This window comes from Listeria monocytogenes (genome assembly GCF_900187225.1).
Taxonomy (GTDB): domain Bacteria; phylum Bacillota; class Bacilli; order Lactobacillales; family Listeriaceae; genus Listeria; species Listeria monocytogenes.
In genome coordinates this window covers 741863-765363 of the sequence record NZ_LT906436.1, presented here as the reverse complement: position 1 = coordinate 765363, position 23501 = coordinate 741863, and the positions used below count along the sequence as shown (strand labels likewise).

At 35.9% G+C, this 23501-nt stretch carries 26 protein-coding genes and 1 pseudogene; 3 read left to right on the top strand and 24 right to left on the bottom strand.

Features of this window, described 5'->3' with window-relative positions:
* Nucleotides 1-25: 25 nt before the first annotated feature.
* The 11 genes from CKV70_RS03885 to CKV70_RS03835 form a co-directional block, all read right to left on the bottom strand.
* A complete protein-coding gene (locus CKV70_RS03885; RefSeq protein ID WP_010989560.1) occupies nt 26-1006 on the bottom strand; it encodes an ABC transporter permease in 981 nt (326 codons plus the stop codon).
* Nucleotides 999-1904: an ABC transporter ATP-binding protein gene (locus CKV70_RS03880; protein WP_010989559.1), complete on the bottom strand. Its 906-nt coding sequence runs from the start codon at nt 1902-1904 to the stop codon at nt 999-1001. The genes CKV70_RS03885 and CKV70_RS03880 overlap by 8 nt, the downstream gene beginning before the upstream one ends.
* Nucleotides 1876-2697, bottom strand: coding sequence for an SGNH/GDSL hydrolase family protein (locus tag CKV70_RS03875; protein WP_014600620.1), 822 nt, complete (start codon nt 2695-2697; stop codon nt 1876-1878). The genes CKV70_RS03880 and CKV70_RS03875 overlap by 29 nt, the downstream gene beginning before the upstream one ends.
* 114 nt (nt 2698-2811) lie before the next feature.
* Nucleotides 2812-3423: a nuclear transport factor 2 family protein gene (locus CKV70_RS03870; protein ID WP_003721871.1), complete on the bottom strand. Its 612-nt coding sequence runs from the start codon at nt 3421-3423 to the stop codon at nt 2812-2814.
* 80 nt (nt 3424-3503) lie between these two features.
* Nucleotides 3504-4184, bottom strand: coding sequence for a Crp/Fnr family transcriptional regulator (locus CKV70_RS03865; RefSeq protein ID WP_003721870.1), 681 nt, complete (start codon nt 4182-4184; stop codon nt 3504-3506).
* Between the two features lie 125 nt (nt 4185-4309).
* The gene (locus tag CKV70_RS03860) at nt 4310-5146 is read right to left on the bottom strand and encodes an alpha/beta fold hydrolase (RefSeq protein ID WP_014600619.1); all 837 of its coding nucleotides are present in this window, start codon (nt 5144-5146) and stop codon (nt 4310-4312) included.
* Nucleotides 5147-5241: 95 nt separating this feature from the next.
* Nucleotides 5242-5538, bottom strand: a complete 297-nt coding sequence (locus CKV70_RS03855; protein WP_014600618.1) for a hypothetical protein — start codon at nt 5536-5538, stop codon at nt 5242-5244.
* Nucleotides 5539-5592: 54 nt separating this feature from the next.
* Nucleotides 5593-6108: a DUF6773 family protein gene (locus tag CKV70_RS03850; RefSeq protein ID WP_003721867.1), complete on the bottom strand. Its 516-nt coding sequence runs from the start codon at nt 6106-6108 to the stop codon at nt 5593-5595.
* The gene (locus tag CKV70_RS03845; RefSeq protein ID WP_003721866.1) at nt 6101-6307 is read right to left on the bottom strand and encodes a helix-turn-helix transcriptional regulator; all 207 of its coding nucleotides are present in this window, start codon (nt 6305-6307) and stop codon (nt 6101-6103) included. Before CKV70_RS03845 ends, CKV70_RS03850 begins: the two co-directional genes overlap by 8 nt.
* Nucleotides 6304-6591 carry a hypothetical protein gene (locus tag CKV70_RS03840; protein WP_003733768.1) on the bottom strand — a complete coding sequence of 96 codons (288 nt, stop codon included), beginning with the start codon at nt 6589-6591 and terminating at the stop codon, nt 6304-6306. Before CKV70_RS03840 ends, CKV70_RS03845 begins: the two co-directional genes overlap by 4 nt.
* A gap of 106 nt (nt 6592-6697) precedes the next feature.
* On the bottom strand, nt 6698-7039 hold the full coding sequence (locus CKV70_RS03835; RefSeq protein ID WP_003732909.1) for a hypothetical protein: 342 nt from the start codon (nt 7037-7039) through the stop codon (nt 6698-6700).
* Between the two features lie 63 nt (nt 7040-7102).
* On the opposite strand from CKV70_RS03835, the pseudogene CKV70_RS03830 reads away from it, so the two are divergent.
* Nucleotides 7103-7389 (top strand): annotated as a pseudogene (locus CKV70_RS03830) (hypothetical protein).
* Between the two features lie 201 nt (nt 7390-7590).
* Here the strand turns inward: CKV70_RS03830 and CKV70_RS03825 are convergent.
* Genes CKV70_RS03825 through CKV70_RS03805 form a run of 5 tightly spaced genes read right to left on the bottom strand, consistent with a single transcriptional unit; the run spans nt 7591 to nt 11889 of the window.
* The gene (locus tag CKV70_RS03825) at nt 7591-8094 is read right to left on the bottom strand and encodes a hypothetical protein (RefSeq protein WP_003732907.1); all 504 of its coding nucleotides are present in this window, start codon (nt 8092-8094) and stop codon (nt 7591-7593) included.
* Nucleotides 8095-8122: 28 nt separating this feature from the next.
* The gene (locus CKV70_RS03820) at nt 8123-10123 is read right to left on the bottom strand and encodes an ABC transporter ATP-binding protein/permease (RefSeq protein WP_014600617.1); all 2001 of its coding nucleotides are present in this window, start codon (nt 10121-10123) and stop codon (nt 8123-8125) included.
* 14 nt (nt 10124-10137) lie between these two features.
* Nucleotides 10138-10842 (bottom strand): hypothetical protein, encoded by a 705-nt coding sequence (locus CKV70_RS03815; protein WP_010989555.1) that lies wholly within the window; start codon nt 10840-10842, stop codon nt 10138-10140.
* Nucleotides 10839-11528: an ATP-binding cassette domain-containing protein gene (locus tag CKV70_RS03810; RefSeq protein WP_009925969.1), complete on the bottom strand. Its 690-nt coding sequence runs from the start codon at nt 11526-11528 to the stop codon at nt 10839-10841. The genes CKV70_RS03815 and CKV70_RS03810 overlap by 4 nt, the downstream gene beginning before the upstream one ends.
* A complete protein-coding gene (locus tag CKV70_RS03805) occupies nt 11512-11889 on the bottom strand; it encodes a GntR family transcriptional regulator (RefSeq protein WP_003721861.1) in 378 nt (125 codons plus the stop codon). The genes CKV70_RS03810 and CKV70_RS03805 overlap by 17 nt, the downstream gene beginning before the upstream one ends.
* Nucleotides 11890-12152: 263 nt before the next feature.
* Here CKV70_RS03805 and CKV70_RS03800 point away from each other — a divergent pair, with 263 nt between their 5' ends.
* The gene (locus tag CKV70_RS03800; RefSeq protein ID WP_010989554.1) at nt 12153-12812 is read left to right on the top strand and encodes a Crp/Fnr family transcriptional regulator; all 660 of its coding nucleotides are present in this window, start codon (nt 12153-12155) and stop codon (nt 12810-12812) included.
* Between the two features lie 13 nt (nt 12813-12825).
* Here CKV70_RS03800 and CKV70_RS03795 read toward each other — a convergent pair whose 3' ends face one another.
* From CKV70_RS03795 to rpe, 5 genes are read right to left on the bottom strand one after another with little or no spacing between them, the layout of a single operon-like run.
* Nucleotides 12826-14199 carry a glycoside hydrolase family 1 protein gene (locus CKV70_RS03795; RefSeq protein WP_014600616.1) on the bottom strand — a complete coding sequence of 458 codons (1374 nt, stop codon included), beginning with the start codon at nt 14197-14199 and terminating at the stop codon, nt 12826-12828.
* A 19-nt stretch (nt 14200-14218) separates the two neighbouring features.
* Nucleotides 14219-16072: a beta-glucoside-specific PTS transporter subunit IIABC gene (locus tag CKV70_RS03790; protein ID WP_003721858.1), complete on the bottom strand. Its 1854-nt coding sequence runs from the start codon at nt 16070-16072 to the stop codon at nt 14219-14221.
* Nucleotides 16073-16095: 23 nt separating this feature from the next.
* Nucleotides 16096-17028, bottom strand: a complete 933-nt coding sequence (locus tag CKV70_RS03785; RefSeq protein WP_003732901.1) for a DUF7916 family protein — start codon at nt 17026-17028, stop codon at nt 16096-16098.
* A gap of 12 nt (nt 17029-17040) precedes the next feature.
* A complete protein-coding gene (rpiB, locus tag CKV70_RS03780; RefSeq protein ID WP_003721856.1) occupies nt 17041-17487 on the bottom strand; it encodes a ribose 5-phosphate isomerase B in 447 nt (148 codons plus the stop codon).
* On the bottom strand, nt 17484-18155 hold the full coding sequence (gene rpe, locus CKV70_RS03775; RefSeq protein WP_003721855.1) for a ribulose-phosphate 3-epimerase: 672 nt from the start codon (nt 18153-18155) through the stop codon (nt 17484-17486). Before rpe ends, rpiB begins: the two co-directional genes overlap by 4 nt.
* A gap of 214 nt (nt 18156-18369) precedes the next feature.
* Between rpe and CKV70_RS03770 the strand changes: the two genes are divergently transcribed.
* Nucleotides 18370-19374: a LacI family DNA-binding transcriptional regulator gene (locus CKV70_RS03770; RefSeq protein ID WP_014600615.1), complete on the top strand. Its 1005-nt coding sequence runs from the start codon at nt 18370-18372 to the stop codon at nt 19372-19374.
* 157 nt (nt 19375-19531) lie between these two features.
* Here the strand turns inward: CKV70_RS03770 and CKV70_RS03765 are convergent, their stop codons facing one another.
* The 3 genes from CKV70_RS03765 to CKV70_RS03755 form a co-directional block, all read right to left on the bottom strand.
* Nucleotides 19532-20041 (bottom strand): helix-turn-helix domain-containing protein, encoded by a 510-nt coding sequence (locus CKV70_RS03765; protein WP_003721853.1) that lies wholly within the window; start codon nt 20039-20041, stop codon nt 19532-19534.
* A 329-nt stretch (nt 20042-20370) separates the two neighbouring features.
* Nucleotides 20371-22287 carry a MucBP domain-containing protein gene (locus tag CKV70_RS03760; RefSeq protein ID WP_014930845.1) on the bottom strand — a complete coding sequence of 639 codons (1917 nt, stop codon included), beginning with the start codon at nt 22285-22287 and terminating at the stop codon, nt 20371-20373.
* A 692-nt stretch (nt 22288-22979) separates the two neighbouring features.
* Nucleotides 22980-23384: a DUF4064 domain-containing protein gene (locus tag CKV70_RS03755; RefSeq protein WP_003721851.1), complete on the bottom strand. Its 405-nt coding sequence runs from the start codon at nt 23382-23384 to the stop codon at nt 22980-22982.
* Between the last annotated feature and the right edge of the window lie 117 nt (nt 23385-23501).

Here is a 23501-nt window from a genome sequence, read left to right as displayed (position 1 = left end):
AAAAAAGAGCGCCAATCAGCGCTCTTTAATACACATCTCGTTTCGTGAAAATAAAATAGGATAAGATAAACGCTACTAGCATCCACGCGGTTAAGACGAGCATTGAGAAACTTAATGTCATTCCTTCAACTGGTGGGCTGGAGCCGTTTAAATAATTCGTTAGTTGTAAATTGACCATAAATAAATATTTCGCGCTTGGCCAGGAGCTGACGAGGTTGGTTAAAATTGTTCCGGTAATAAGTGAGGCGAGCATAATTCCCATTACGGCGGCTGTGGAGCGGACAAGTACGGATACAAACATCGTTAACACGCCGACCACGACACTGACAAACCACGCGAGGCCAAATTCCATGAGCAGTAATTGCCAAACCGGCAGTTGGTAAACGTCTGTTGTTGTTACAGCGCCATCTTTCATGCCAAACCCGGTGAGAACTGGCGCGTCCCAGCCACCGTAGCCAAAGACAATCCCAGAAATCAGATAGGCAATAACGGCAGACAACACCATAATCGCGGAAATCGAAAGCAACATTGAAACATATTTACTCGTCAAAATCCGCCATCGCTTCACAGGTCTTGTCAGCAAGAACTTCATCGTTCCCGCACTTGTTTCAGCACTGATTAAATCGGCTGCTATAACCATGATAAAAAGTGGAAACAATAAACTAATACCATTTTCAACAAACGTTTTTAGGAAAGTTGGTGCTCCGGGTGCATTTGGGTTGATGTCATGATCTAAATAATATTGTAGTTGCCCGACAAGCACTTTAAAATATTTTTGATATTCTTCGGGAAGCCGCCCTGTGCCAAGTCGATTTTCAAGGTCGACGATTTGTTGCTGAGTCTGTACATGCCAATCGCTTGTCCCAGCTTGCTTTTCATCTTCTTGATGCTGTCTGAATTGCGCATACGTGAAAATCGCTACGATAATTGCCACCAACGCTAAAATAACGATGAGTCGCTTTTTGCGCCAAAGTTTTAATTGCTCATTATACACTAAATTAATCAATAGACTGACCTCCCGTTAACTCAAGGAATAGATCTTCAAGGGATGGTTTTCGCTTGTCGATTTCATGGACTTTGATGCCTTTTGCAACGAGTTGTTCGTTCCACTCTGCACTTTCCTCATTCATAGCTGTCACTAGGTACTCCCCGTCCACTTCCACTTCGGTCACACTTTCCAAAAAGGCTTTGGCTTGTTCTATTGGAGTCACCCGCCAGCGTAATTGCGCACGAGAACTGAGCAGGTGCGCAACTTGGTCGGTTTTAATAATCGTCCCGTCCGTCATAATCGCCACCCGATCACATAAAAGTTCAATTTCACTTAATAAATGAGAAGACACGAGCACACTTATACCTTCATTTCTAGCCAGCGCACGGATAAAGTCGCGCATTTCGTGAATTCCAGATGGATCGAGACCGTTTGTTGGTTCATCAAGAATTAATAATTTCGGATTCGAAAGTAAAGCTTGAGCAATCCCTAAACGTTGGCGCATACCAAGTGAATAAGTAGAAACTCGGTCATTTATCCGCTTTTCTAGCCCAACTAGTTCGGTTACTTCTTGAATACGTTCTTTTTTAATCGAAGAATCCATTCGGGCAAAATACGCCAAATTTTCTTGTCCTGTTAAAAATGTATAAAATTCCGGATTCTCCACGATCGAACCAAGACCGCGCATCGCTTCGGTGAAATTTTTGCGAATATCTTTGCCTCCAATTAAAATCGTTCCAGACGTTGGTTTGATTAAGCCGACAATCATTCGAATCGTCGTCGTTTTCCCAGCACCATTCGGTCCAAGAAAGCCAAAAACTTCTCCGGGCATTACTTCAAATGATATCCCTTTAATAATTTCTCGTTTACGAATTTTTTTATGCAGATTAGTTACTTGAAGTGCTCGCTCCGTCATTGCCTTCTCCTCCTCCCGTCTCTATAACCTCCGTCACCCGATTACCGATAAACTGATATCCGGCATGATTTGGATGGAATTTATCAGTCGCTAAATATGCATCCCCATTTTGCTGAAACAAATCAAAAGTCGGAACATAAATGATATTTTTCTCGTTTTGAGATAGATTTTGACTTTGCATGTTCCACTCATTCGCAACTGCCGACATTTCGCTTGCATTTTCTAACGACATAAACGGATTATACAGCCCAATATGAAAAACTGGCGCGGATGGATTTAAATTCCGTATCGTTTGGTAAATTTGTTTTAGATTGCTCGTATAACTTGCTTCGGCTTGTTTAATCGCATCGCTTTTAAAATCATCCAGCGCTTCCCCGCCGCGAAACAAATCATTTCCGCCAATCGTCATTAAAATAACATCGGCTGATTTTATTTGGTTTTGCACTTCTTTTTGATCTAATTGTTTGAGAAGCTGGTCTGATTTCGCCCCGCTAATAGCAAGATTGACATTCTCGACATTTTTCTCTTTTTGTTTGTAGAAATTCTCCACCACTCGGACATACCCGCCGCCTTCTGTATCGCCAACGCCATATGTAAGCGAATCACCGAGCGCCGTTATTTTAAACGTATCTTGTTTTTTCGTTACTGTAGTCTCTTTTTTGGCGGTGGTTTTCGCATTATTCGTTTGATGATTTTTCTGCCCATACCAAATTGATACCACCCCAACCATGCTCAAAATTAACGCAACAACGGAAAAAACTAATAGAATTTGAACCGTCTTACTCTTTTTCACTGACAACCACCTACCGTTTCATGAGGTTTATATTTCACTAAGTATAGCATATTTTAAAATGAGACTCCTTCATTTAAAAAGGATAGCTAGTAAAAACTAGCTATCCTTTTTAAATTATTGGAGCAACCACTCATCAGCTTCTTTGAAAAATTGAGTCACTTGCTCCGGGCGATCAATGCCGGGAAGATTATTATCAATCTCATAGCCGTTTAATGTTAATGAAAGTGCTAGGCAAGCATAGCTTTTTCTAAAATTAGCTAACAACTCAGCAGGAACATCAGCATTTTTACTTGGAACCACTGGCATCAATGAGTCTTTCTCATAAACTCCTTCAAATGCATTAATGTACCATTTGCCATCGATTCGTTCTACTCGTGTCACTAATTTGGCGTCAGAATTAAGTTCCATTTCTACTCCATTTATGATGGTGCGTGTTTGGATAGTGGCTTGCATTATCGCCACAGCTCGGTCGTTCTTAATCCAAACTTGGGTATTGTATATTTTATGTGGCGCAGGGTTGGTCATTTTCTTTGATGCCTCAATAAAGCCATGCCCAGTTCCTTGAAACCAGGAAATTTTTACGTTTGAATCTTTTGTAAAACAGGTTTCCATTGCGTCCCAAAGTGCATTATCGCGGCAAAATCGTTCAAATTGAACTAGCTCAAGGATGTCTGCCTTTGCTTGTATTTTTTCTGCGGTAAAAGGTTCGTTTCTAGTTAATAACATGTAATCTCCTCCGTATTCATTCTTTTAATACGAATAGCTTACCATTACCGCATACGAAAAGATGTAACGCTGGTTACTAGTTACTCAATAAAAGTATCAAATATAATCGCATCTAAAATAATAACGCTACTTCCTTCGATACGAATAATATTTTCTTTTTGCATTCTGCCAAGTTCTCTCGAAAGTGAAGGTCTTGTAATATCAAGATAGTCGGCAATTTCTTCTCTTGTTTCTGTTAATTCGATACTGCCATCATCGTCTTGGATGCCAAATAAATAATTGCTTATTTTTGCACGAACAGAGTCTTCTGAAACCATTCGTACCTTTTCACCTATATATTCAAATTTTCTAGTAACACTTTTTAATAAATTGACTAATAGTTGGTTTTGTAAAGCTAAATCTAAGGTTTGAAGAGTTCCTTGGTCAATTCCGCTAATTTCTAGTACTGTTGTCGGTTCAAGCACGATCGCGTAGTCCCAAAATGGATTACGATGCGAGAAATAATAAATCTCCCCAGCCAGTTCCCCAGGTTCTGTGACATTTTTACCTAGAATTCGCTTACCGCTACTTGTATTTTTAGCAATAGCCGCATTTCCTTTAACTAAAATATATACTTTCGTTACTTCATCTGTATAAAATAAAATTTCATTATTTTTATAGTGCTTCTCTTTAACCGTAATTTTGTTCATCAGTTCGGTTAATTGAGCTTCTGTTATACCTTCGCATAATTGGCTATTTTGCAGTTCAGTTCGAATGTTCATTTTGCTTCTCCTCTTAAATGAAAGTTACTTTTCACGATAAGCATAGACCACTTTCTTCCAAATAGCAATTACGACTACATCAAAAAAATTCTGCTAAATTTAACCTTTAGCAGAATTTGTTATTTCTATCCCCAGATTGATAAAAGTACTTTAGCGAATCCGGCTGGTTTTTGAATATAACCTAAATGACCGCCTGGAATATCCACGATAGTTAATCCGAGTTGTTTGGCTATAAAGGCATTAACATCTTGTGGGAATGAGCCTTTTGAATCGGTACCATTAAGTAACGTAATCTGATGAACATATGGTTTGAAATCGTCTAAAGATATATTAGAGCTAGTATATTGGCGGATTTCATAAGTGAACCAGTATTTCATTTGTTGCGTGGTTGAATCTTTTGTCACTTCGTCTATTGTTACGGCTGGTTTCGACATGCTTTCTGCGTCAATGGGGGCAATATGAAGTGTTTCGCCAAAAAGTTGCATTGCTTCTGCCATATTTTTAGTTAGGGCAGTTTGTACAATCTTTTCATTCGCTTCTTGCCACATTTCCGAATCTGGTAAGAATGTATTGATTGGCGGCTCGTGAAAAGCGATTTTTTTAACAACTTCTGAATGATTTTTCAAGACATGCATAGCAACAATCGAACCCGAGCTTGACCCTAAAATATAAACAGGCACGTCGCTTAACGCTTTTGCGAGTGCAGCAATATCAGCAGCATCTCTAGTCACTCGGTAATCATCATATGCATGACTAGCGCGCTCCGGTATAGCTGCTGTTAACTCACTGTCCCCATACCCACGACGATCTACCATTACAACAGAAAAAGATGTTTTCAATTGCTCTGCCAGTGGTAAAAAGATATCTCCAGTTCCATTTGCTCCCGGTATAAAAATAAGAATAGGACCTTGTCCGACTTTCTGATACGATAATTTTGCTCCTTCAATGTTTAAAACGCTCATTATGACCATCTCCTCTAATTTATCTAAAATCTAACTTTAGTATAGATAGCTTTTGTGATTTCGTCTGTAACCGTGGTTACGAAAGGAGAAAGCTGTTATGGATTTATTTTCCAAAAAACACCCACCAAATGGTAGCTGCTCATAAGGAAGTGTTCATATAGTTCGGTAGAGGCGCACATTAGCGCCGTATTACTATAAGTGACAATAACAAAAATGTATTGACTAACTAATTGTATTCTCTCAATAAACTCGCAAACCATGCGAGATGCGGTAAAATTATAACAAGGAAAAATAATTCCAATACAATCGTCTTCAAAGCGAGCCGCATTTTCTTTTAAAACTTGTGAAATTGAATAAAGTTCAGCATTGTCAAACCACTTGGCAATATCCAAACAATTTCCAGTTGCAGTAAAATAATTCCATCTTATTCAGGACTTCTCTTATTTTTAATCTTCAGCATTTTCTACTTCAATTTTTTTCATAATATTTTTTTCTTGCCATTTCGATAATTGGTATAAGCAATAAGCTAAGGCACCAAATATAACACCACTCCCAATTGCAGTAAACAAGCTAATAAAGAAAAACATCATCATTTGATAACTCAATTCGGTTCCCGACATATTATCTGCGTAAAGGAAAAAGACATTGCGGATACCAACGCTTATACCGAAAATCGCTGATATCAAGAAAACCAATCTGATTGTTTGTTTCAGCGAAATTGTTGGCATAAATGGAACATTGTTTTTCAGCACTGAGTAAAAATAATAGCCACCACCAACGATGAGCAATAATAATTCAACCCAAAGCTCACTGATGCTCGCTTCTAATACCACTGCTTTGATAAGTATAACGATTGCTACTATTATAATCATCATATTAAAAGCTCGTGCGCCGTATTGATTTTGCTTCATTTCAAGCATTTCATCCTTCATTTTCGGCTTTTTAAATAAATTCTTAAACATTGTCATCTTCCTCCCAAAATAAATCATCAAGCGTTTTTCCTAACGCCTTGCAAATAGCAATACATAAATTCAGCGTGGGATTATAATTTCCCGCTTCCACTGAACTAATCGTTTGCCTAGACACATGAATAAGTTTTGCGAGCTCTTCCTGTGAAATATCCTTTTCCACTCGAGCAACTTTCATCTTAATATTTTTCATTGTACCTCACCTTTTCTTTTTCTGAAAAATAGTACAATACTAACTGGAATAGTGAGACATACTGCCAAAATTATAAAACTTGCGATAAAGCTTACAATATTTTGTTCTAAGGGATTCGTCACTATGTTCTCATAATAAGCGTTTGTATTTGTAATTGTTATAGTAAGTGCCATCAAAACAGGTAATAGTAACAACCACTCTAACCGTTCACGTTTTTCCAAATACCCATACAGATAATAGACTGTAATTGCATATAACCCAATAAAACTAGCGTTCATTTCCATAAAACATGCTCCTTTTCTTTTGTTTGTAAATTTATCATAGCATCTGCTTTACATTACGTAAAATATATTTGACATAAAAAATGTTTTATTTTACATATAATAGGTTTTATGACAAAGAAAAAATATTTACTAACTGAAAACTTATTCCCATCTCACTAGGACTATTACTACTTTCCAGGCCACTAAAGTAGCATAGGTACAATGTTTCGTTGTTCCAATCAAACGGAATAACTTCAGTAACTAGTTGATTATCAATCTTTAAGTTGTTCACATCATCAGTTAATGAAATACCCCAAACTGGATTTCTACCTAATGTTTCAATAATACTGTTCCTAGCAACCACAAGCGGTAAAATAGATTTAATTCTATCAACTTCATTATCTTGCTGTAACAATAAATCCTTATTTGCTTGCAAGTTTATTATTATGTTACTTAATGATTGATACATATTTTTACCATCTTTATTTTCAAAGAGGAAGTTACTTGTTACTAAGGTCTCAATGTTAATAATATGAAATACTGTTGTATTTCCATCATAATCATCATTTGCTATTATTTCACCAATGAAAAAACGAAACTAAATTTTGGAATTAGTACCACTACAATTGTTGAAGAGGTTAAAAAAAATCGCGAAGACTATTCAACATTACTAAATAAATTGGCAGAAAAAGAATTAAAAGGAATTACTACCCTTAGAAATTTCAGATTGCTCGTTTCCAGCATATTCCTGATAATAGTTATTTTACTGATAGCAATTACTTAGCAAAGAAAAGACAACGGATAACGGATAACGGATAACGGATAACGGATAACGGATAACGGATAACGGAAGATTTTATCGCGAATTAGAAAAATAAGTCAAAAAATAAAAGCGCAATACGAGGAATTTTAATTCCATCATATTACGCTTTTACATTATCTGTTTGTTAGCTGTCACTATCAATAAGTTCATTTACTTCCTTATGAGCCACTGCCTAAGGATGGGTGTTTCTGTTAGTCTTATTCCGCCACGATTGCTTTTGTCAAATCGTCCACGAAATCTTGTTTGTTTTCTGCTTTCGATGCTTCGGAAATTGCATCAATATCTTTCGGTTTATCATCCCAACGGCCAGAATCTGCTGTTACCGCAATATGGATACTTTTATCTTTATTATCATTCATAAAAGTCGATACGTTTTCTGGGATATCATCGGACTGCACTGTAGTGAATAGAACTACTTTGTCATAATCATCTGCTTTTACTTTGTCTAATTTTGTTGTATCGATAATGGAAACATGCACGTTTTTGCCTTCCATGTCTTTTTTCACTTGGTCCATTACACTGTCTTTGAATTTACTACCTTGAGTTGCAAGTAATACATGATCTCCTGTAGCTGATTTATTTATTTCAGCATTTTCAGTAACATCCATTGATTTAATAAAACGGTAGGATAGCATCACTCCTGCAAATATGACTACGGCGATTCCTACGACGATTAAGCTGATTTTTAGTGGTTTTTTCATGTTAAATTCCTCTTTTCTGTTAGTTGGGTCATTCTGATCTTAAAGCTTCTGCTGCATCTAATTTTGCTGCTTTATTACTTGGATAAATCGAGAAAATAAAGCCAATTGTTATTGTTATTGCGAGTGTAACAAGGAAATTCCAGAACGAAATATGAATCATATCTTCAAAGCCAATTTTCGTTTCTAAAATGGGACTAGCTATTTTTGCAATTGTCACAGCGACAAGACTTGATAGCACATTAGCTAAAATAATAATATAACTTGCTTCCATCATGAAAAGTCCGCGAATATGGCGTTTACGATAACCAATTGCTCGGAATACACCGATTTCTCTTGTTCGTTCCACCACACCGATATAAAGCACAATAGCAATCATCACGCCAGCTACTGCAAGTGAAAGACCTGCAATAAAGGCAATCAAGTACACAATAATATCGGTAAACTGGCTAAATGTATCTACGAAAGCATTCGCGTTTGTAATCGAATAATTCGCCCAATCTTTGTTATCCTCATATTTCTCAACGATTTCTTCTGCTTCTGCTGTCGTTTTTGTGAATGCATCTACAGATAAAATCGGTTTTTCAATACCGGTCGTTTTAATAAAGTCGTTCATTGTTTTTGTGGAAACATCAAATCCTCTAGCAAAACCTTCTTTAGATGGATTTGTAATACCAGAAATGGTTGTTTCTATTTTGACCGTATTTTTTGTGTCACTATTTCTTCCGGCATAAACTAAGGTTATTTTTTTACTAATCAGTTTATCACCGTCACTTTTTGTTAATTCATCAGAATCCTTTTTTCCAAGAATTGCTTTTGCTACACTTGACGGGATAACTGCTCCGGTTTCATCACTTGTTACCATTTTCCCGCTTAGAAGATACTCATCTTTGACAGTTAAATCCTCATAGCGTGATGGCTTAAAGTTGGCTTCTTGCATTTCACCAGAAATACCTTTTAAATATTCGCCATCGTATTCAAACTTAATTCCTTGGACAGTAGTGCGTTCATATATTTCTGTAATATTTTCATCTTCATACAGTTGCTTAATTTTCTTAATTTCACTACTCGTTAATGGAGTGGTAGGTTCAGGTGATTTCGAGCCACCATCTTCTTTATAATAAGTCGTAATCTGATTGGGTGAAAAAGTTGTACCAAAAATCTTTGAAAGACTTTGATTCACTCCATTTCCAAGTCCAAATGCTAATAAAATAGCGATAATGCCAATCGAGGTTCCAAGTGCTACAAGTAAATTCCGGAATTTTCTATTGAAAAAACTTTTAAAAGAAATTTTTGCAGTAGCCCACCAGTTTAGTCTTAACTTTTTTTCATTTTTGTGGGTAACTTTTTGGACAACCTCTTTTTTTCTTTCAAATGAAATTACTTCTCCATCTGCTAGTCGTAATACCGCATCGGTTTGGTCTGCAATGTTTAAATCATGGGTTACAACTATTACGGTTGTATCTTTTGCTGCCAAATCCTTAAGCAGTTTAATAATTTCATCTGAAGTAACGCTATCCAATGCTCCAGTTGGTTCATCTGCTATAATCATATCTGGATTATTAGCGAGAGACCTTGCAATGGCAACCCTTTGCTTTTGTCCACCAGATAGTTGTGTTGGTTTTTTGCTAGCAAAGTCTTCTAGACCAACTTGTTTCAGCAAATCAAGTGCTCTCGCGTTTCGATTGCTTTCTGATAATTCAGGATTCAAATATAAAGGAACTTTTACATTTTCAACGACAGACATATGATTGACTAGATGAAAGCTTTGAAAAATAAAGCCGATGTGATTAAAATGATATGCATCTAAATCAATATCCTGTAAATCCTCCCCGTTGTATAAAACTTTCCCTTCATAATCAGTGTCAAGTCCACTAATAATATTTAGCAACGTAGACTTCCCACTACCACTTTTTCCTATAATTGCTGCAAATTCTCCGTCTTGAATGGTCACATTAATATCTTTCAAAACTGGTGTTTCGTTTTTCTTTCCTAACTTATAAGATTTTTTAAGGTGTTTAACTTCTAACATTTATTCTCCTACTTTCAAATAGTATCCATTTTTTTAGATTTCATATAGATGTAACTGCCTGCAATCACTGAACATAATCCTACATTCCAAATAATAGATAGAAGGGAAATATCAAAGTGTCCATTAGGTAAAATGGAAATGATCCCCGCACTGTTATAAATATGCAAGTAGTATTCAGCTAGTAAATTGACAATTAGGATAGCAAAGAGAAGTAGAATAACTGCTGCTTTCTGAAGGGAACTCGCCTTCACGTGATCTTTTAACCACCCTACCGGAATAACAAAGTAACAAACAAACATGGCGATAAATAAAAACATCATCAGCGTTCCAGATACAAATGATAACGCATCTCCTGCTTCGATTCTTCCTGTTTCAAAACCGTAATACCAAATAAAGGCACTTTGAAGTAAAATTACAGTAATTGCTGATAAATAAGCAGCAAATAGTTTTCCGAAAAATTTCTTTGTTTCTGAAAATCTAGAAAGAGAAGCAAGTGTTACGTTTTCTTTCGATGTATCGAGTTTCGTGATTTTCCAAGTAGTGATAAGAACTAGAATTAAACTTATCACCGTCGTTCCTCGAATTGCTCTAAAAAGCAAATCCGTTCCCTCTAGCAGATTCATCGTGAACCCCAGAAAGTTCAGCCCCAAGATAATTGCAAGTCCAATCAAAAGAATAGGACTGATTTGTTTTAAATAAAAAGTAATCATTTTTGTCATTTGTTCATTTCCTCCTTATAGAAATCGATTAATGCATTGCCTGTTTCCTCGCGATAAGTTTCTGTTTCAATAGTTTGTAACGTGTTATCTTTAATTAACCACAGTTTGCTATATAATTTTTCGGTTCCTTCTAAATGGTGGGAAGAAATAATCGTGATAGCATCTGGATTTGTTTCGCTAATAATAGCTTTCATTACTTCTGAACGAGCCATAATATCGATACTCGCAAAAGGTTCATCATAAAGATACAATTTGGCTTTTCTTGCTAAAACACTACCAATTTTCACTTTCATTAACATACCTGTTGATAGTTCGCCAAGTTTTAGTCGTTTATTAATTCGCCATCCAGCAAGTAATCGGTCCCACTTATCTAACTCAATATTTTCAAAAAGCAAACCATGTTGTTTCATAAAATCTTCTATAGTAGTACTTTTTTTAGCGTAAAGTTCATTATTTAAATAAGCGATTTGCTGGCGGATATCATTGGTAGTAAATAGTTCATTGTCTAATTCCAATGTGCCACTATCCGGTTTCTTCAAGCTTGCTAACATATCTAGCAAGGTCGTTTTCCCGCTACCATTTTCACCAGTGAGTACGATCATGTCGCCTGATTTTGCTTCGAAGTCCACATTTTGTAAGACTAATTTATTTGGATAGGATTTAGCGATATTATTTCCCACTAACATTTACTTCTACCTCCTCTACTTTTTTCACCCAAGCGATAATTTTTTCTTTATTAATTCCTAATTTACTCATTTCACTAATAAAATTTTCGGTAAGTTGTTTTGCGATGTCATTTTCCAATTGCTCAATTCTCCTCTTATCTTCTGTCAAATATTTACCAGTACCTCGAACGGTGTAAATAATTTCCGTTTCTTCCAGTTCTGCATAAGCTCGCTGGATGGTTGTCGGATTTACTTCTAACTTTGTTGCTAGCTCTCTAACAGATAGTAGCTTGTCACCAGCCTCGTATGTTCCTGTAACAATTTCTGTATGAATATAATGAACGATTTGCTTATAAATGGGTTTACTATCATCAAACTTCATAATTTCCTCCTTTCGCCTGTCTGTCCGTATCACCGTACCACCTGGGTCACACTGGCTATGAATGTACTATATCAAATGAAAATCGCCCCTTTTATACATTAAATATATCTAAAATGGTTTTTTTATTGCTTTTAAAAAATTTTTTAATTAAAAATGTATACAATAAGCCAATCTAGATAACGTCACAAACTGTTCATAATATTTTTTTTAAAGAAATAGCGTATAATAAAGTGGTAATTATTCAAATATAAGGGGGCACTATAATGCCAGAGAAACTTGATACCGTACTTGGATATTTAAAAGAATTTCCAGACTACTATAAATATGTAACGAAGAAAACCTATACATTAAATGAAAAAATTATTTTTGAAGATGAAAAAGCGAAAAGTATCTTTTTTATCGTGGAAGGTTATGCTGCAGTTGAATTAGAGGATAATTTAAGAAAAACGAACTACATTTCCATCTTTGTTCTTCCATATAATGTTTTAGGAATTGATGCATTCTCCTCTTATCCGAAAAAAAAGCATAGTATTACGGTCATGAGTGAAAGTCTTATGCTTTATAAAATCGATGCTGACTTTTTACTCAACATATTATCAATCAAACCGGATGTAAATGATTTTCTTTTGACGAGTATTGCAGATGTTTTCGCTCGCCACTATGCACTTCTTGGAATGATTGCCAAAACGCCGAAAGAACGGATTTACATGGCTTTAGAAAATCTTGCGGTAGAGATGGGCACTGAAGATGAAGAAAGAAATGAAATTGTATTACCAAACTTTATCAACCAGTCAGTCCTTGCCAGATATTGCCGCACAACGCAGCCAAACATATCCAATTTATTAACCGAACTTGTAGAAGAAGAATTTTTGATCAACAAAAAAAGCCCTTACCGGATTGATAAGGACTCTTTGGATATATGAGATTTATATTAATTTAATAACTTAAATCATTTCCATTAGTTTCAATTACTTTTTTATACCAATAGAAACTTTTCTTCTTCAAACGTTTATAGCTATTATCTTTATCAACATAAACAAAGCCATATCTTTTCTCGAAACCTTCACGCGTTGAATAAAGATCTGTTGCGGACCATGTAAGATAACCAATAATTTCGCACCCCTCTTCAACAGCTTCTTGCATACGCGCAATATGTGAAGCCAAATAATCAATTCGGTACGTATCATCAATTGTATCATCGGTATTTTTTTCGTCGCGTGCACCCATCCCATTCTCCAGAATTAGAATTGGTAATTGATAGCGATGATAGAACTCTTGCAAATAATGTTTAAAACCATATGGATCAATTGTCCAACCCCATTCAGTTGTTTCACAATATGGGTTTGGCGCTTTGATCCCGTTCATTACCACAACTTCCTCTTCGCCTTTTGCTTCAATCGCACTCGACATATAGTATGTTAACGACATGAAGTCTGGCTCAGAACTTTTGATAATAGTTAAGTCATCATCTAAAATGATTTGCTCAAAATCTACGCCTTCATATTCTTTAAGGAAGTATTTTGGATAGTATCCTCTGAAATAAATATCTCCATAAGCATAACCTAACTGTTGCGCTACTTTGTCACTTGCTTCGACATCTTCGGGTTTGCAAGTCATTGGGTAAGGGCAAATGTTACCAATATTTCCACCAACTTTTGCATCTGGATCAATTTGGTGTACAAGCTTCGTTGCTTCTGCATAACACAAATTAAAATGATGTTGAATTTGGAAAACTTCTGCTTTATTTTTAGCACGATAACCACTCATGTATTCAGAATCAATCGAAATAAAGTTTTGCTCGTTGAAAGGAACCCAATATTTCACTCGACCTTTAAATAATTTCACGACCGTTTCTACATAATGTAGGTAATCTTTGATAATTGCTCTATCTAGCCAACCATTATATTTTTCAAGCAGTTGTAACGGCATATCATAAGCATATAAAGTAACAACTGGTTCGATATTATATTTTTCTAACTCTGCCAACATATTACTATAAAACTCAACTCCAGCATCGTTTGGTTCTGTTTCGTCTCCGTTCGGGAAAATTCTCGACCAAGCCATTGTAAAACGATAAATTTGGAAGCCCATTTCCCCGTAATAAGCAATATCCTCTTTATAATGATGATAATGGTCTGAAGCCGTTTTGAACGATTCAAAATCAGATTCGTCTGGCATATCTGGAATAACCCTCACATCCGCAATCGAAAGCCCTTTTCCACCTTCTTTATAGCCACCTTCAAATTGTTGCGCATTAGTGGAGCTACCCCATTTAAAATTTTCTGGAAAACCTTTTTGCAAATTAAACATTTTTTATCCTCCTTCGATATTAAAGTACTGGTGTTAATAGCGTATCTTCATAATTAACAGTTTTTTGATCCGAGATGAGTACATCTAAGTAAGCATCCGTATTAGTTACAACTATCGGAGTCGTAATATCATAACCATCTGCCTTAATTGCTTCTAGGTCAAATTCAAGTAATGCTTGCCCTACCAAAACTCTATCACCTTGAGCCACAAGTAATTTAAAATATTTCCCATTTAATTGAACAGTATCAAAGCCAACGTGAAGCAAAATTTCTACCCCTTTATCAGAACGAATTCCAATCGCATGTCCTGTTGGAAAAGCTGTTTCGATAGTGCCGTTTACTGGTGAGATTAATTTACCTTCTTGTGGAACGATTGCTACACCTTTTCCAAGTAACCCTGCTGAAAAAGCTTCATCTTTTACCTCATTTAACGGAACAATATTGCCGCGAATAGGGCTTACAATAACTTCTGCTTCGACGCCAGTTTCTTTCGCTTCTTTTGTAGTTGGAGCAATTCCGTCTGCCATCTCGTCTTTATAACCGAAGAAGTATGTGCCGATTGCTGATAAAATATAGGCTACAGCAATTCCGAGAATAAAGCCAACAAATCCTTTTCCGATAAAAATTGGTAATGTTAAAATTCCCGGGATAGCGTTCGCTGCACCAGAAGACCCAGCTGCACCAACTATCGCACCACCAATTGCACCGGCGATACTCGCGATAACAAATGGTTTTTTGTATTTTAAAGTAACCCCGTAAATAGACGGTTCTGTAATTCCAAAAAAGCCTGTAAGTGCGGCAGAACCAGCAATAGCTTTGACTTCCGGTTTTTTTGTTTTTAAAAATACTCCAAGTGATGCACCTGCTTGAGCAAAGTTTGATGGTCCAACCATCGCAATCATGGTGTCACGCCCATAGCGTGATAAGTTGTTAATCATGATTGGCACAAAGCCCCAATGAATCCCAAAAATAACTAATACTTGCCAGAACGCACCCATAAAAGCACCCGCTACAATTGGGCTCAAGTTATAAATAAATGTATACCCGCTAGCTAAACCTTGACTAATAAACGTACCCAGAGGTCCAAACGCTAAGAATGTAAGCGGTACGATAAGCATCAGGCAAATCATCGGCGTTAAAAAGGTCTTCGCTGCCTCATGAATTTTACTATTAAGAAATCTTTCTAAAATAGATAAAAACCAAACTGCCAAGATAATTGGAATAACGGAGAAAGAATAACTCATTAATACGACTGGTATTTGTAAGAAAGTAATATGAGCTCCCTCATTAAATAGATTAATCATTGTAGGATATACTAGTGCACCTGCTGCTGCAATCGCGACCGGAGGATTAGCACCAAATTTTCTCGCAGCAGTATAAGCAAGAATAAGCGGTAAGAAATAGAACACACTATCAGCAGCCGCGTATAAAATCTGATACGTACCACTTGATTCGGTCAACCATCCAAAAGTAGTAAGAATCATCAGCAATCCTTTGAGCATACCACCACCTGCAAGCGCTCCCAAAATAGGTGTGAATATACCTGAAATAACATCAATTGCCTTACTCAAAAAGTTCCCATCTGAATCTTTTGTCCCTTTTGCTATCTCCGAGTCGCCATCATCTGTTAGTTTAGTAAAAGAACCCAGTGCTTTATATACATCTCCAACGGTATTGCCAATGATTACTTGTAATTGTCCAGCATTTTCTACAACACTAATAACTCCCGATATGCTTTCGATTTGTTTTTTGTCTGCTTTTTCTTTGTTTACTAATTTGAAGCGAAGTCGTGTAGCACAGTGAACCACTGAGCGCACATTTTCTTCTCCGCCAACATTAGCCAGAATCTCTTTAGCTAGTTTTTGATAATCCATTTTTTTCACTCCTTTTTATAGTTTTAACGATTTCTGCTTGCCATTCTAAAGTACGTATAAGGTTTTCCTTTAAGTGAAATAGATAATTGCATAACATTTTCCGGTGTCGTACAGCCAGAAAAACCACCATCACCAATCGCGTGAATATCGGCACCGGTTTCTTTCATCATCAATGCAATCAAACGAATTGTATCTTGATCCGCCCCTTCAACTGAACTATTTAAGAATGTCATTGCGAGTGTACCTGGTTTGTATAAATGAATAAACTGCACTAACTCTTGAATCATACGCACACTTATACCGTGTCTTGATCCTGGAGCAGGTAAATCAATCACATCCGCGCCTGCATCAATCAATTGCTTAATCACTTCTTTTGCATCTTGTTTAGCAAGTGGATCGCCCAACACTTTCTCATCAATACCATCTTCCCATTTTCCAGCGAAAATTAAGACATCGTTACCTAGCAACTTCCGTGCTCGTTTTGTTGTTTCAATGATATCTTGAATAGAAGTTCCTGAACCAGGATTTCCACCTAAAACAATAAAATCTGCGCCAATTTCTTTTGCTCTTAATAAATGTTCATCGGTAGCTAACATTCCTGCTGCATCATAAATAATGTTTTCTGAAGTCTTATTTTCACCTGGACAACCAAGATAAATTCCTAAAGGGATGTTCACGCGTTTTTTCAAATCTTCGAGGGTAAGTCCTTGAAGCCCTAAATTACTTTTTTCATCTTCTAGGTTAAATGTATTGAGCATAATCATATCCGATCCGAATGCTGCTAATAATTCCGTATTCGTAACCCCTCGGACAAGACCCTGACTTGCAAATAAAAGATGTTGCGCCATAATTACTCTACCTTCTGATTGAAAAATGGAGCGTTTTAAGTCTCTGCCGTTCATCTTTTCAAAATCTTGTTTAGAAGCACTAATTAGTCGTGTTACTTCTTGCTCCATAACAACCCCTCCTTAATCATTTTCATCTTCAATTCTAGCAATCATTTCGACGCGTTTCGCATGTCTTCCACCTTCAAATTCTGCATCCAACCAGTTTTGAACTATCATTTTCGCAAGTTCTGCACCAACAACTCTTGAACCAAAAGCTAAAATATTAGTATTATTGTGCTCGCGTGATAGTTTTGCAGAGTATGGTTCGCTACAAACAACAGCGCGAATTCCGTTTACTTTATTAGCAGCAATTGAAATACCCACTCCTGAACCACAAATTAAAATTCCTAAGTCCGATTTTCCCGCCGCTACACTTTCTGCAACTTTTTTACCATATTCAGGATAATCAGTTCGTTCATTTGAGAAAGCACCAAAATCATCTACTTCATGACCTAAATCCTGTAAATACGCAACAATAACTGGCTTAAGCTCGATTCCAACATGATCATTTCCAATAGCAATTTTCATCGTAATTCCTCCATCTTTTCTTGTTTTAACTTTTTGATTATTTCAGCATAACTTTCTTTTTTTCCGAATAATGCGGATGTTCCTAGCACAAACCCCTTAACACCTAACTGAGAAAGTTTGCTGATTTTTTCTGGAGATATTGCCCCATCCACCATAATTTCAAAAGTATAATCCTTTTTCAATTCGACAAGTTCTGCGATTTTCACATCTACATAGTCCAAATATTTTTGTCCTGCAAAACCTGGATTAACTGTCATCACCATCACATTATCAACTAATGGTAAAAGTTCTTTAATTGTTGCAATCGCCGTTCCCGGATTAATCGCAATACCAACTTTCTTCCCCTTATTTCGGATTTTGTCTAATGTTCTAGCTGGATGTAAATCAGCTTCTGGATGAATGTAAATAATATCTGCACCTTTATCAGCAAACATTTCCACATAATCACCTGGATTCATGATCATCAAATGGACGTCAACTAACTTTTGAGTTTTTTGACGAATTTCTTCAAAATCTTGTAACCCCATACCAAAGCTTGGTACAAAAGCGCCGTCCATAATATCAACATGAAAAACATCGCTTCCAGCTTTGTCTAATTCTTCCACTTCCCTTTCTAGGCCAGAAAAATCAGCACACATCATAGAAGGACAAATCAGTTTTTTGCTCATCAATTTTCCACTCCTTTGAGATAACGATTACTCATTAAACAAATAAAAAAATAAGACTAATATGAGTAATCGTTTTACCTTTTTCAAGTTAAATATATCACCTTTCTCAAATCGTGTCAATATTTTATTTAAAATTTCCCTATTTGATAATATATGATTAATGTGCGAAAATAGAGTAATAAATAAAAACGTTTACTCATAGAAGGAGGATACTATGAAAAAAACATCCATAAAAGATATCGCTAAATTAAGTGGCGTCTCCGTTGCAACTGTATCTCGTGTCATCAATGATAATGGCCGCTTTTCAGAAGAAACACGGGAAAAAGTGCTGGCTGTTATTAAAGAAACCAACTACCAAATGAATTTTAGCGCAAAAAGCTTACGCATGAATAAATCTTTTTCTGTCGGAATTTTAGTTCCGGATATTAGCAACTATTTTTTCTCTAGCGTTGTTCAGCAAATTGAAGCTATTTTATTCGATCAAGGCTACTCTACTATTATTTGTAATACAGGCCGTAATTTAGATAAAGAAATGGCATATTTAAACATGTTAGAGAGCAAAATGGTGGATGGGTTGATTGTTATTTCAGGCGCAGATGAATTTGGCTTTAAATATACCAACGCCGAAAATGGTATTCCTTATGTATGTATTGACCGCCAACCAAAAGATAAAAAAGATACAATTTTCATTTCATCAAATCACTACCAAGGAGCTTTTGAAGCTACGGAAGCATTAATTCATGCCGGAGTGAAATCCCCTGTTATATTTATGCATAGCAGGCAATCGTCTTCAGCTAAAGAACGTCTCAAAGGTTTTCAAGACGCCTTAAAGAAAAATAATATTCGCTACGACCCTGACGTTTCCAAATTTACAGTAGATTTACAAATACACAATTATCAAAAAAGCATTATTACCTTTGTCAATGAAGTAACAACAATGGATGGTATTTTTGCGATTAATGATAATATCGCGCTTGAGCTATTGAACCTCTTGCCAACTATCGGAAAAAAAATACCAAATGACATTAAAGTAATCGGATTCGATGATACCCCGCAGTGCAATTACACTGTTCCCAAATTGAGTAGCGTGAAACAAAATATTCCTAAAATCGCTCAAATAACCGTAGATAATTTAATTACTATTATTAAAAATCCTAAGCAAAAGAAACGCATTACAGAGATTGTTCCCGTTGAATTATCTTTAAAAGACTCAATTTAAATAAAAATAGGCTGTCCATTTTTTGCTAAAGCTTGATTAAGTTATACTCGATACTAATTATTTTTAATCACATCAGACTTCAAAATTACAGTTCCTTTTTGCAAACAGTAATTTTGAAGCCTGACTCATCCCCAAAAGCATCAAACATAGTACGATTTTATACGTTCTTCCGCGTTAGAAAAATTCCAACGACTCCTCCTATAAGGATAATCGGTGCTAATCTGACAAACAACCATTCAAATGTATGAAAAGCTACTCCGATAACGCTAGTTTCAGGATCACTATAATCCCAACCTAAGTAAGGACTATTTAGTATTATAAAGACCGCAGAAATTATTGCTATAACGGCACACAACGAGACAAATAGCCAATAAAGCATTTTTCGTCTGGCGGTCTTTCTTTGAGCAAACTGTAAGTTTATAATCTCCAGTTTTTCGGAAATTGCTTTTACATCATCAACCTTTGAAACCATAACAGTTTCTCCAAGCAAAGTGCTTACTGGTGTTTCAAGCACTTCCGATATGGAGATTAACATATCGGAATCAGGAACTGACAGTCCTTGCTCCCATTTAGAGATTGTTTGTCGCACCACATTCAGTTTGATGGCAATTTCTTCTTGCGAAAGTCCTTTTGATTTTCTGATTGCTTTAATATTTTCGTTTAACATTAGAGATAACCGCCTTTCTTTCAGTTGTTATCACTATTGTATGAGAACCCGTCCATTGCTACAAGCAACGCATATTAACATTCAAACTTTATAGCCACGATATGCTGTTTGGTATATTACCGAAGAAATTTCCAAGAATAAACAATTGTTCTTGGAAATTTTTTTTATTTACTATCACATCCAGAGTACCATTCAATAATAACAATATTATTTTGCTTTCTTTAATTCAGAATATGACGTAAAGTTATTTTTTGCTATTATGCCGTTTTTAGTTGGTATCTCTTTTGCACATTACCCTTCTAAAATAGGCAGCCTAGTTCTAATATATTTCAGCTATGCTTTTGCTTTTTACGCCAGAAGAATAAACTAAATGCGACACATACCGCTATTAAACCAAATACACTATACAGCACACTGTCCCAAAGATTATCCCCAGTAGTTGGCAGTTTTAAATTCCCTGCTACTGTAGGTTGTTCCTTTTGTGCCACGGTTACTTTTAATGCTTCTGATTTATCAGTGGAAGCTTGATGTTCACCTGGTGCCGTTTGAATGTCTGGTTGGTCTGGATTAGTTGGTTGGATAGGAACCACTGGTTTTGTCGGTGTCACTGGTGGTGCTGGAAGGTCTTTTGCTTTTACGGTTACGTTAATAGTCACAGATTCTCCGGCAAAACTATAAGTAACTGGATAAACACCTGCTTTCGTCGTATCCACTGTCCCTTCTACTTCTAAATCATCAAAGGAAACTGCAGCTCCAACAGAATTTACTGCGCTATCAAAATTATCCTCTGCGCTCCATTTATCCTCTACATAAATCGTGGAATCATGCGCTTTAATTGTGGCTGGAACGGCTTGATACACATAAGTGACTGTTTGTGGATTTGTTTCGAAAATGCCGCTTGCATTGGCTGGTAGTTTACTGTTATCTAATGTAAATCCAGCAATTTCTTTCGCTTTTGATTGATACGTAGCATCTAGCTTACCTGTTAGCACATCGGAAGTAGTTATCTCTACCCCATTTTGGTCCTCGTATTTCACGGTGACAGGCGCGCCGTTCACTTTTTTGTATACATAAGTGACTGTTTGAGCCTCTGAACTAAGTGTACCAAGTCCATTTGTTGGCATTTGCTCCGTATCTAATTCATATTTGTCAATTGCTAGTTCAAATTCTGGTGTTGTTACATCATAATCATCACCCACATTTCCACTTACCGTTTGTGGTTCATGGATTTCTGCTCCTGCTTCGTCCACATAATTCACCGTCAAATCATGAGCCGGGACAGGTAAAATATCGATTAAGAAAGTAGTTTGATTTTGAGGATTATTGGGCGCATTATCAAGCATCACATTAATCACATGTACGCCCGATTTAAAATTTGTTAACGGTATGCTAATATCCGACGTCAGCGTCCCGTCATAAAGCACCCTGCCATCATTCGTATCGGTAATCGTCACATCATGCCCATCAAACAATTCCGAGTTAAACATATATACTACTTGTAGATTAATAAATGTAGGGCTGTTTTTTAAAAACGGTGTAAGATTCATATCATTAGTTAGATTAGAAATAAAAGAATTATTTGCTTTAATATGTCCGCTATACTCAGGTGTAGAACTTGGATAGACAAACGTATAGGCTGAATAAACACTTGGCTCTGATTGTTGACTGTTAATCGTCACTTGATTTCCCGAAACATTCACTTCATTTTTGCCAGTTCTATTTTCATAGAGACTTAAAGGTATTTGCCCAACCAAACGATTATTTTGCAGTGCGATTTCGGAAATATTACCTAGACCGTCGGGAATTTTTCCTGATAGTTCATTATAATCTAAACGAAGCTCCGTTAATTTCGTTAATTCTCCTAATTCAGCAGGGATTTCTCCTGATAACTTATTAGAAAATAAATACAGTCTTTGAAGCGATACTAAATTTTTAATCTCTGGTGGTACTTCCCCAGTAAGCGATCTATTATTCAATGAAATGGTCGTAATTTTAGCCAAATCTTCAAATGTTAAATTTACGTCGACCGTTTTTGGCGCTAATTGTCTGTTTACCTCATTAATTAACCACGTTTGTCCTCCTAAATCTTCCGAAGTAACTATATCCGTTACATTATTTTTCAAATTAACTTGTTGGTTTGTTTCCTTTGTTGTTTCGATTTTGGATGCTGACCCAGTAATTGGATTAATCCATACAAAATTTAATGATAGAACAATTGCAGATAGGCATAGAAATGCTTTTTTCATTCGTGTATAACCTCCAGTAATATTTATTACTCCTAAAATTATACGCTAAACAGCCACTCAAAAATGCCTTCCTAAGTAGCGAAATTTCCTATTTATGAACATTTTTTGAACGTTTTATATCACAAAAACAGTATTTCATTCCATTTTCAAGTAATTATTTTTGACACATTTTCACGAATAAAAACGAAAATAATTTACTATAAAAAATCTAATTAGCAAAGATTCAAAAACACGAAAGTAATTGATATTACTTATTTCCAATTAAAATACAACTCAAAAAAAAGCGTTTCAAAAGATAATTCCAACATTTTCAAAACATCCCAAATCATCGAAATCCACCTGAATTCAACCTCGTTTTTAGATAAAGTTGCACTTTTATCCATTTTTACAATTTTGTCAAAAAAACGTCACAATATAACAGCCGGACACAGCTAATGAAGTCTAATTTTAGCACTCGAATAATGTGAAATCATACTATTATTGACTGATGAATATTGAAAATAGTAGAAATAGTACTTTTCACATCTGCTCTATTTGTTTGAAGAAATAGAGTTATATAATAACCACAAAAAAACCGACAAAATAAATTGTCGGTTTTACTTTAAAATAAATTTATTATCTTTTGTGAACTATTTAAATCAAAAAAACTGCAACAGAATGATGGCTCATCCTATTACAGTCTAGCATTAAGATTAGCTAAATGTGTCAGTTGGTACTTTTCTCGCTAGGCACATAATACCTGCAATAACAGCAAGTACACCTGGAACGATCCATAGTAATCCTACTAAGAAGAAACCTACAACACCAGCTACTAGCGTCAAGATACCAAATACTTTAGCATTGCGTTTAATTAATACAGCAAAAACAATCAAAGCAATACCAAGCACTAAAGCAATTATAGAGAAAATTACTGTTAAACCACCTGCAGCAGCAAGTGCTTCAGAGTCAGCAGCAGTCATCGCAGTTGCGTTAGATAATTCTTCACTGCCAGAAAGAGCAGCAAGTAGACCTCCGCCCGCGATTCCAGTAATACCAGCAATAATACCTGTAATTCCCGCAATTAATGTTAGAACAAATTCTGATTTTCTTGGATTCATTATGATATAAACCTCCCTTTTAAAATAGTCATTTATTAGTATAACATTAATTTTGCTAGAAAATGTAGACATTTCGTGTATTTTATTGCAATTATCTTTTTATTGTACAATTTTAAT

Bases quoted from the DNA above. Each gene is read 5' to 3' on its own strand.
- CKV70_RS03880 (WP_010989559.1), bottom strand. From the start codon at position 1,904: ATGACGGAGCGAGCACTTCAAGTAACTAATCTGCATAAAAAAATTCGT.
- CKV70_RS03870 (WP_003721871.1), bottom strand. From the start codon at position 3,423: ATGTTATTAACTAGAAACGAACCTTTTACCGCAGAAAAAATACAAGCA.
- CKV70_RS03865 (WP_003721870.1), bottom strand. From the start codon at position 4,184: ATGAACATTCGAACTGAACTGCAAAATAGCCAATTATGCGAAGGTATA.
- CKV70_RS03860 (WP_014600619.1), bottom strand. From the start codon at position 5,146: ATGAGCGTTTTAAACATTGAAGGAGCAAAATTATCGTATCAGAAAGTC.
- CKV70_RS03850 (WP_003721867.1), bottom strand. From the start codon at position 6,108: ATGTTTAAGAATTTATTTAAAAAGCCGAAAATGAAGGATGAAATGCTT.
- CKV70_RS03845 (WP_003721866.1), bottom strand. From the start codon at position 6,307: ATGAAAAATATTAAGATGAAAGTTGCTCGAGTGGAAAAGGATATTTCA.
- CKV70_RS03840 (WP_003733768.1), bottom strand. From the start codon at position 6,591: ATGGAAATGAACGCTAGTTTTATTGGGTTATATGCAATTACAGTCTAT.
- CKV70_RS03835 (WP_003732909.1), bottom strand. From the start codon at position 7,039: ATGTATCAATCATTAAGTAACATAATAATAAACTTGCAAGCAAATAAG.
- CKV70_RS03825 (WP_003732907.1), bottom strand. From the start codon at position 8,094: ATGAAAAAACCACTAAAAATCAGCTTAATCGTCGTAGGAATCGCCGTA.
- CKV70_RS03820 (WP_014600617.1), bottom strand. From the start codon at position 10,123: ATGTTAGAAGTTAAACACCTTAAAAAATCTTATAAGTTAGGAAAGAAA.
- CKV70_RS03815 (WP_010989555.1), bottom strand. From the start codon at position 10,842: ATGACAAAAATGATTACTTTTTATTTAAAACAAATCAGTCCTATTCTT.
- CKV70_RS03810 (WP_009925969.1), bottom strand. From the start codon at position 11,528: ATGTTAGTGGGAAATAATATCGCTAAATCCTATCCAAATAAATTAGTC.
- CKV70_RS03805 (WP_003721861.1), bottom strand. From the start codon at position 11,889: ATGAAGTTTGATGATAGTAAACCCATTTATAAGCAAATCGTTCATTAT.
- CKV70_RS03800 (WP_010989554.1), top strand. From the start codon at position 12,153: ATGCCAGAGAAACTTGATACCGTACTTGGATATTTAAAAGAATTTCCA.
- CKV70_RS03795 (WP_014600616.1), bottom strand. From the start codon at position 14,199: ATGTTTAATTTGCAAAAAGGTTTTCCAGAAAATTTTAAATGGGGTAGC.
- CKV70_RS03790 (WP_003721858.1), bottom strand. From the start codon at position 16,072: ATGGATTATCAAAAACTAGCTAAAGAGATTCTGGCTAATGTTGGCGGA.
- CKV70_RS03785 (WP_003732901.1), bottom strand. From the start codon at position 17,028: ATGGAGCAAGAAGTAACACGACTAATTAGTGCTTCTAAACAAGATTTT.
- rpiB (WP_003721856.1), bottom strand. From the start codon at position 17,487: ATGAAAATTGCTATTGGAAATGATCATGTTGGAATCGAGCTTAAGCCA.
- rpe (WP_003721855.1), bottom strand. From the start codon at position 18,155: ATGAGCAAAAAACTGATTTGTCCTTCTATGATGTGTGCTGATTTTTCT.
- CKV70_RS03770 (WP_014600615.1), top strand. From the start codon at position 18,370: ATGAAAAAAACATCCATAAAAGATATCGCTAAATTAAGTGGCGTCTCC.
- CKV70_RS03765 (WP_003721853.1), bottom strand. From the start codon at position 20,041: ATGTTAAACGAAAATATTAAAGCAATCAGAAAATCAAAAGGACTTTCG.
- CKV70_RS03760 (WP_014930845.1), bottom strand. From the start codon at position 22,287: ATGAAAAAAGCATTTCTATGCCTATCTGCAATTGTTCTATCATTAAAT.
- CKV70_RS03755 (WP_003721851.1), bottom strand. From the start codon at position 23,384: ATGAATCCAAGAAAATCAGAATTTGTTCTAACATTAATTGCGGGAATT.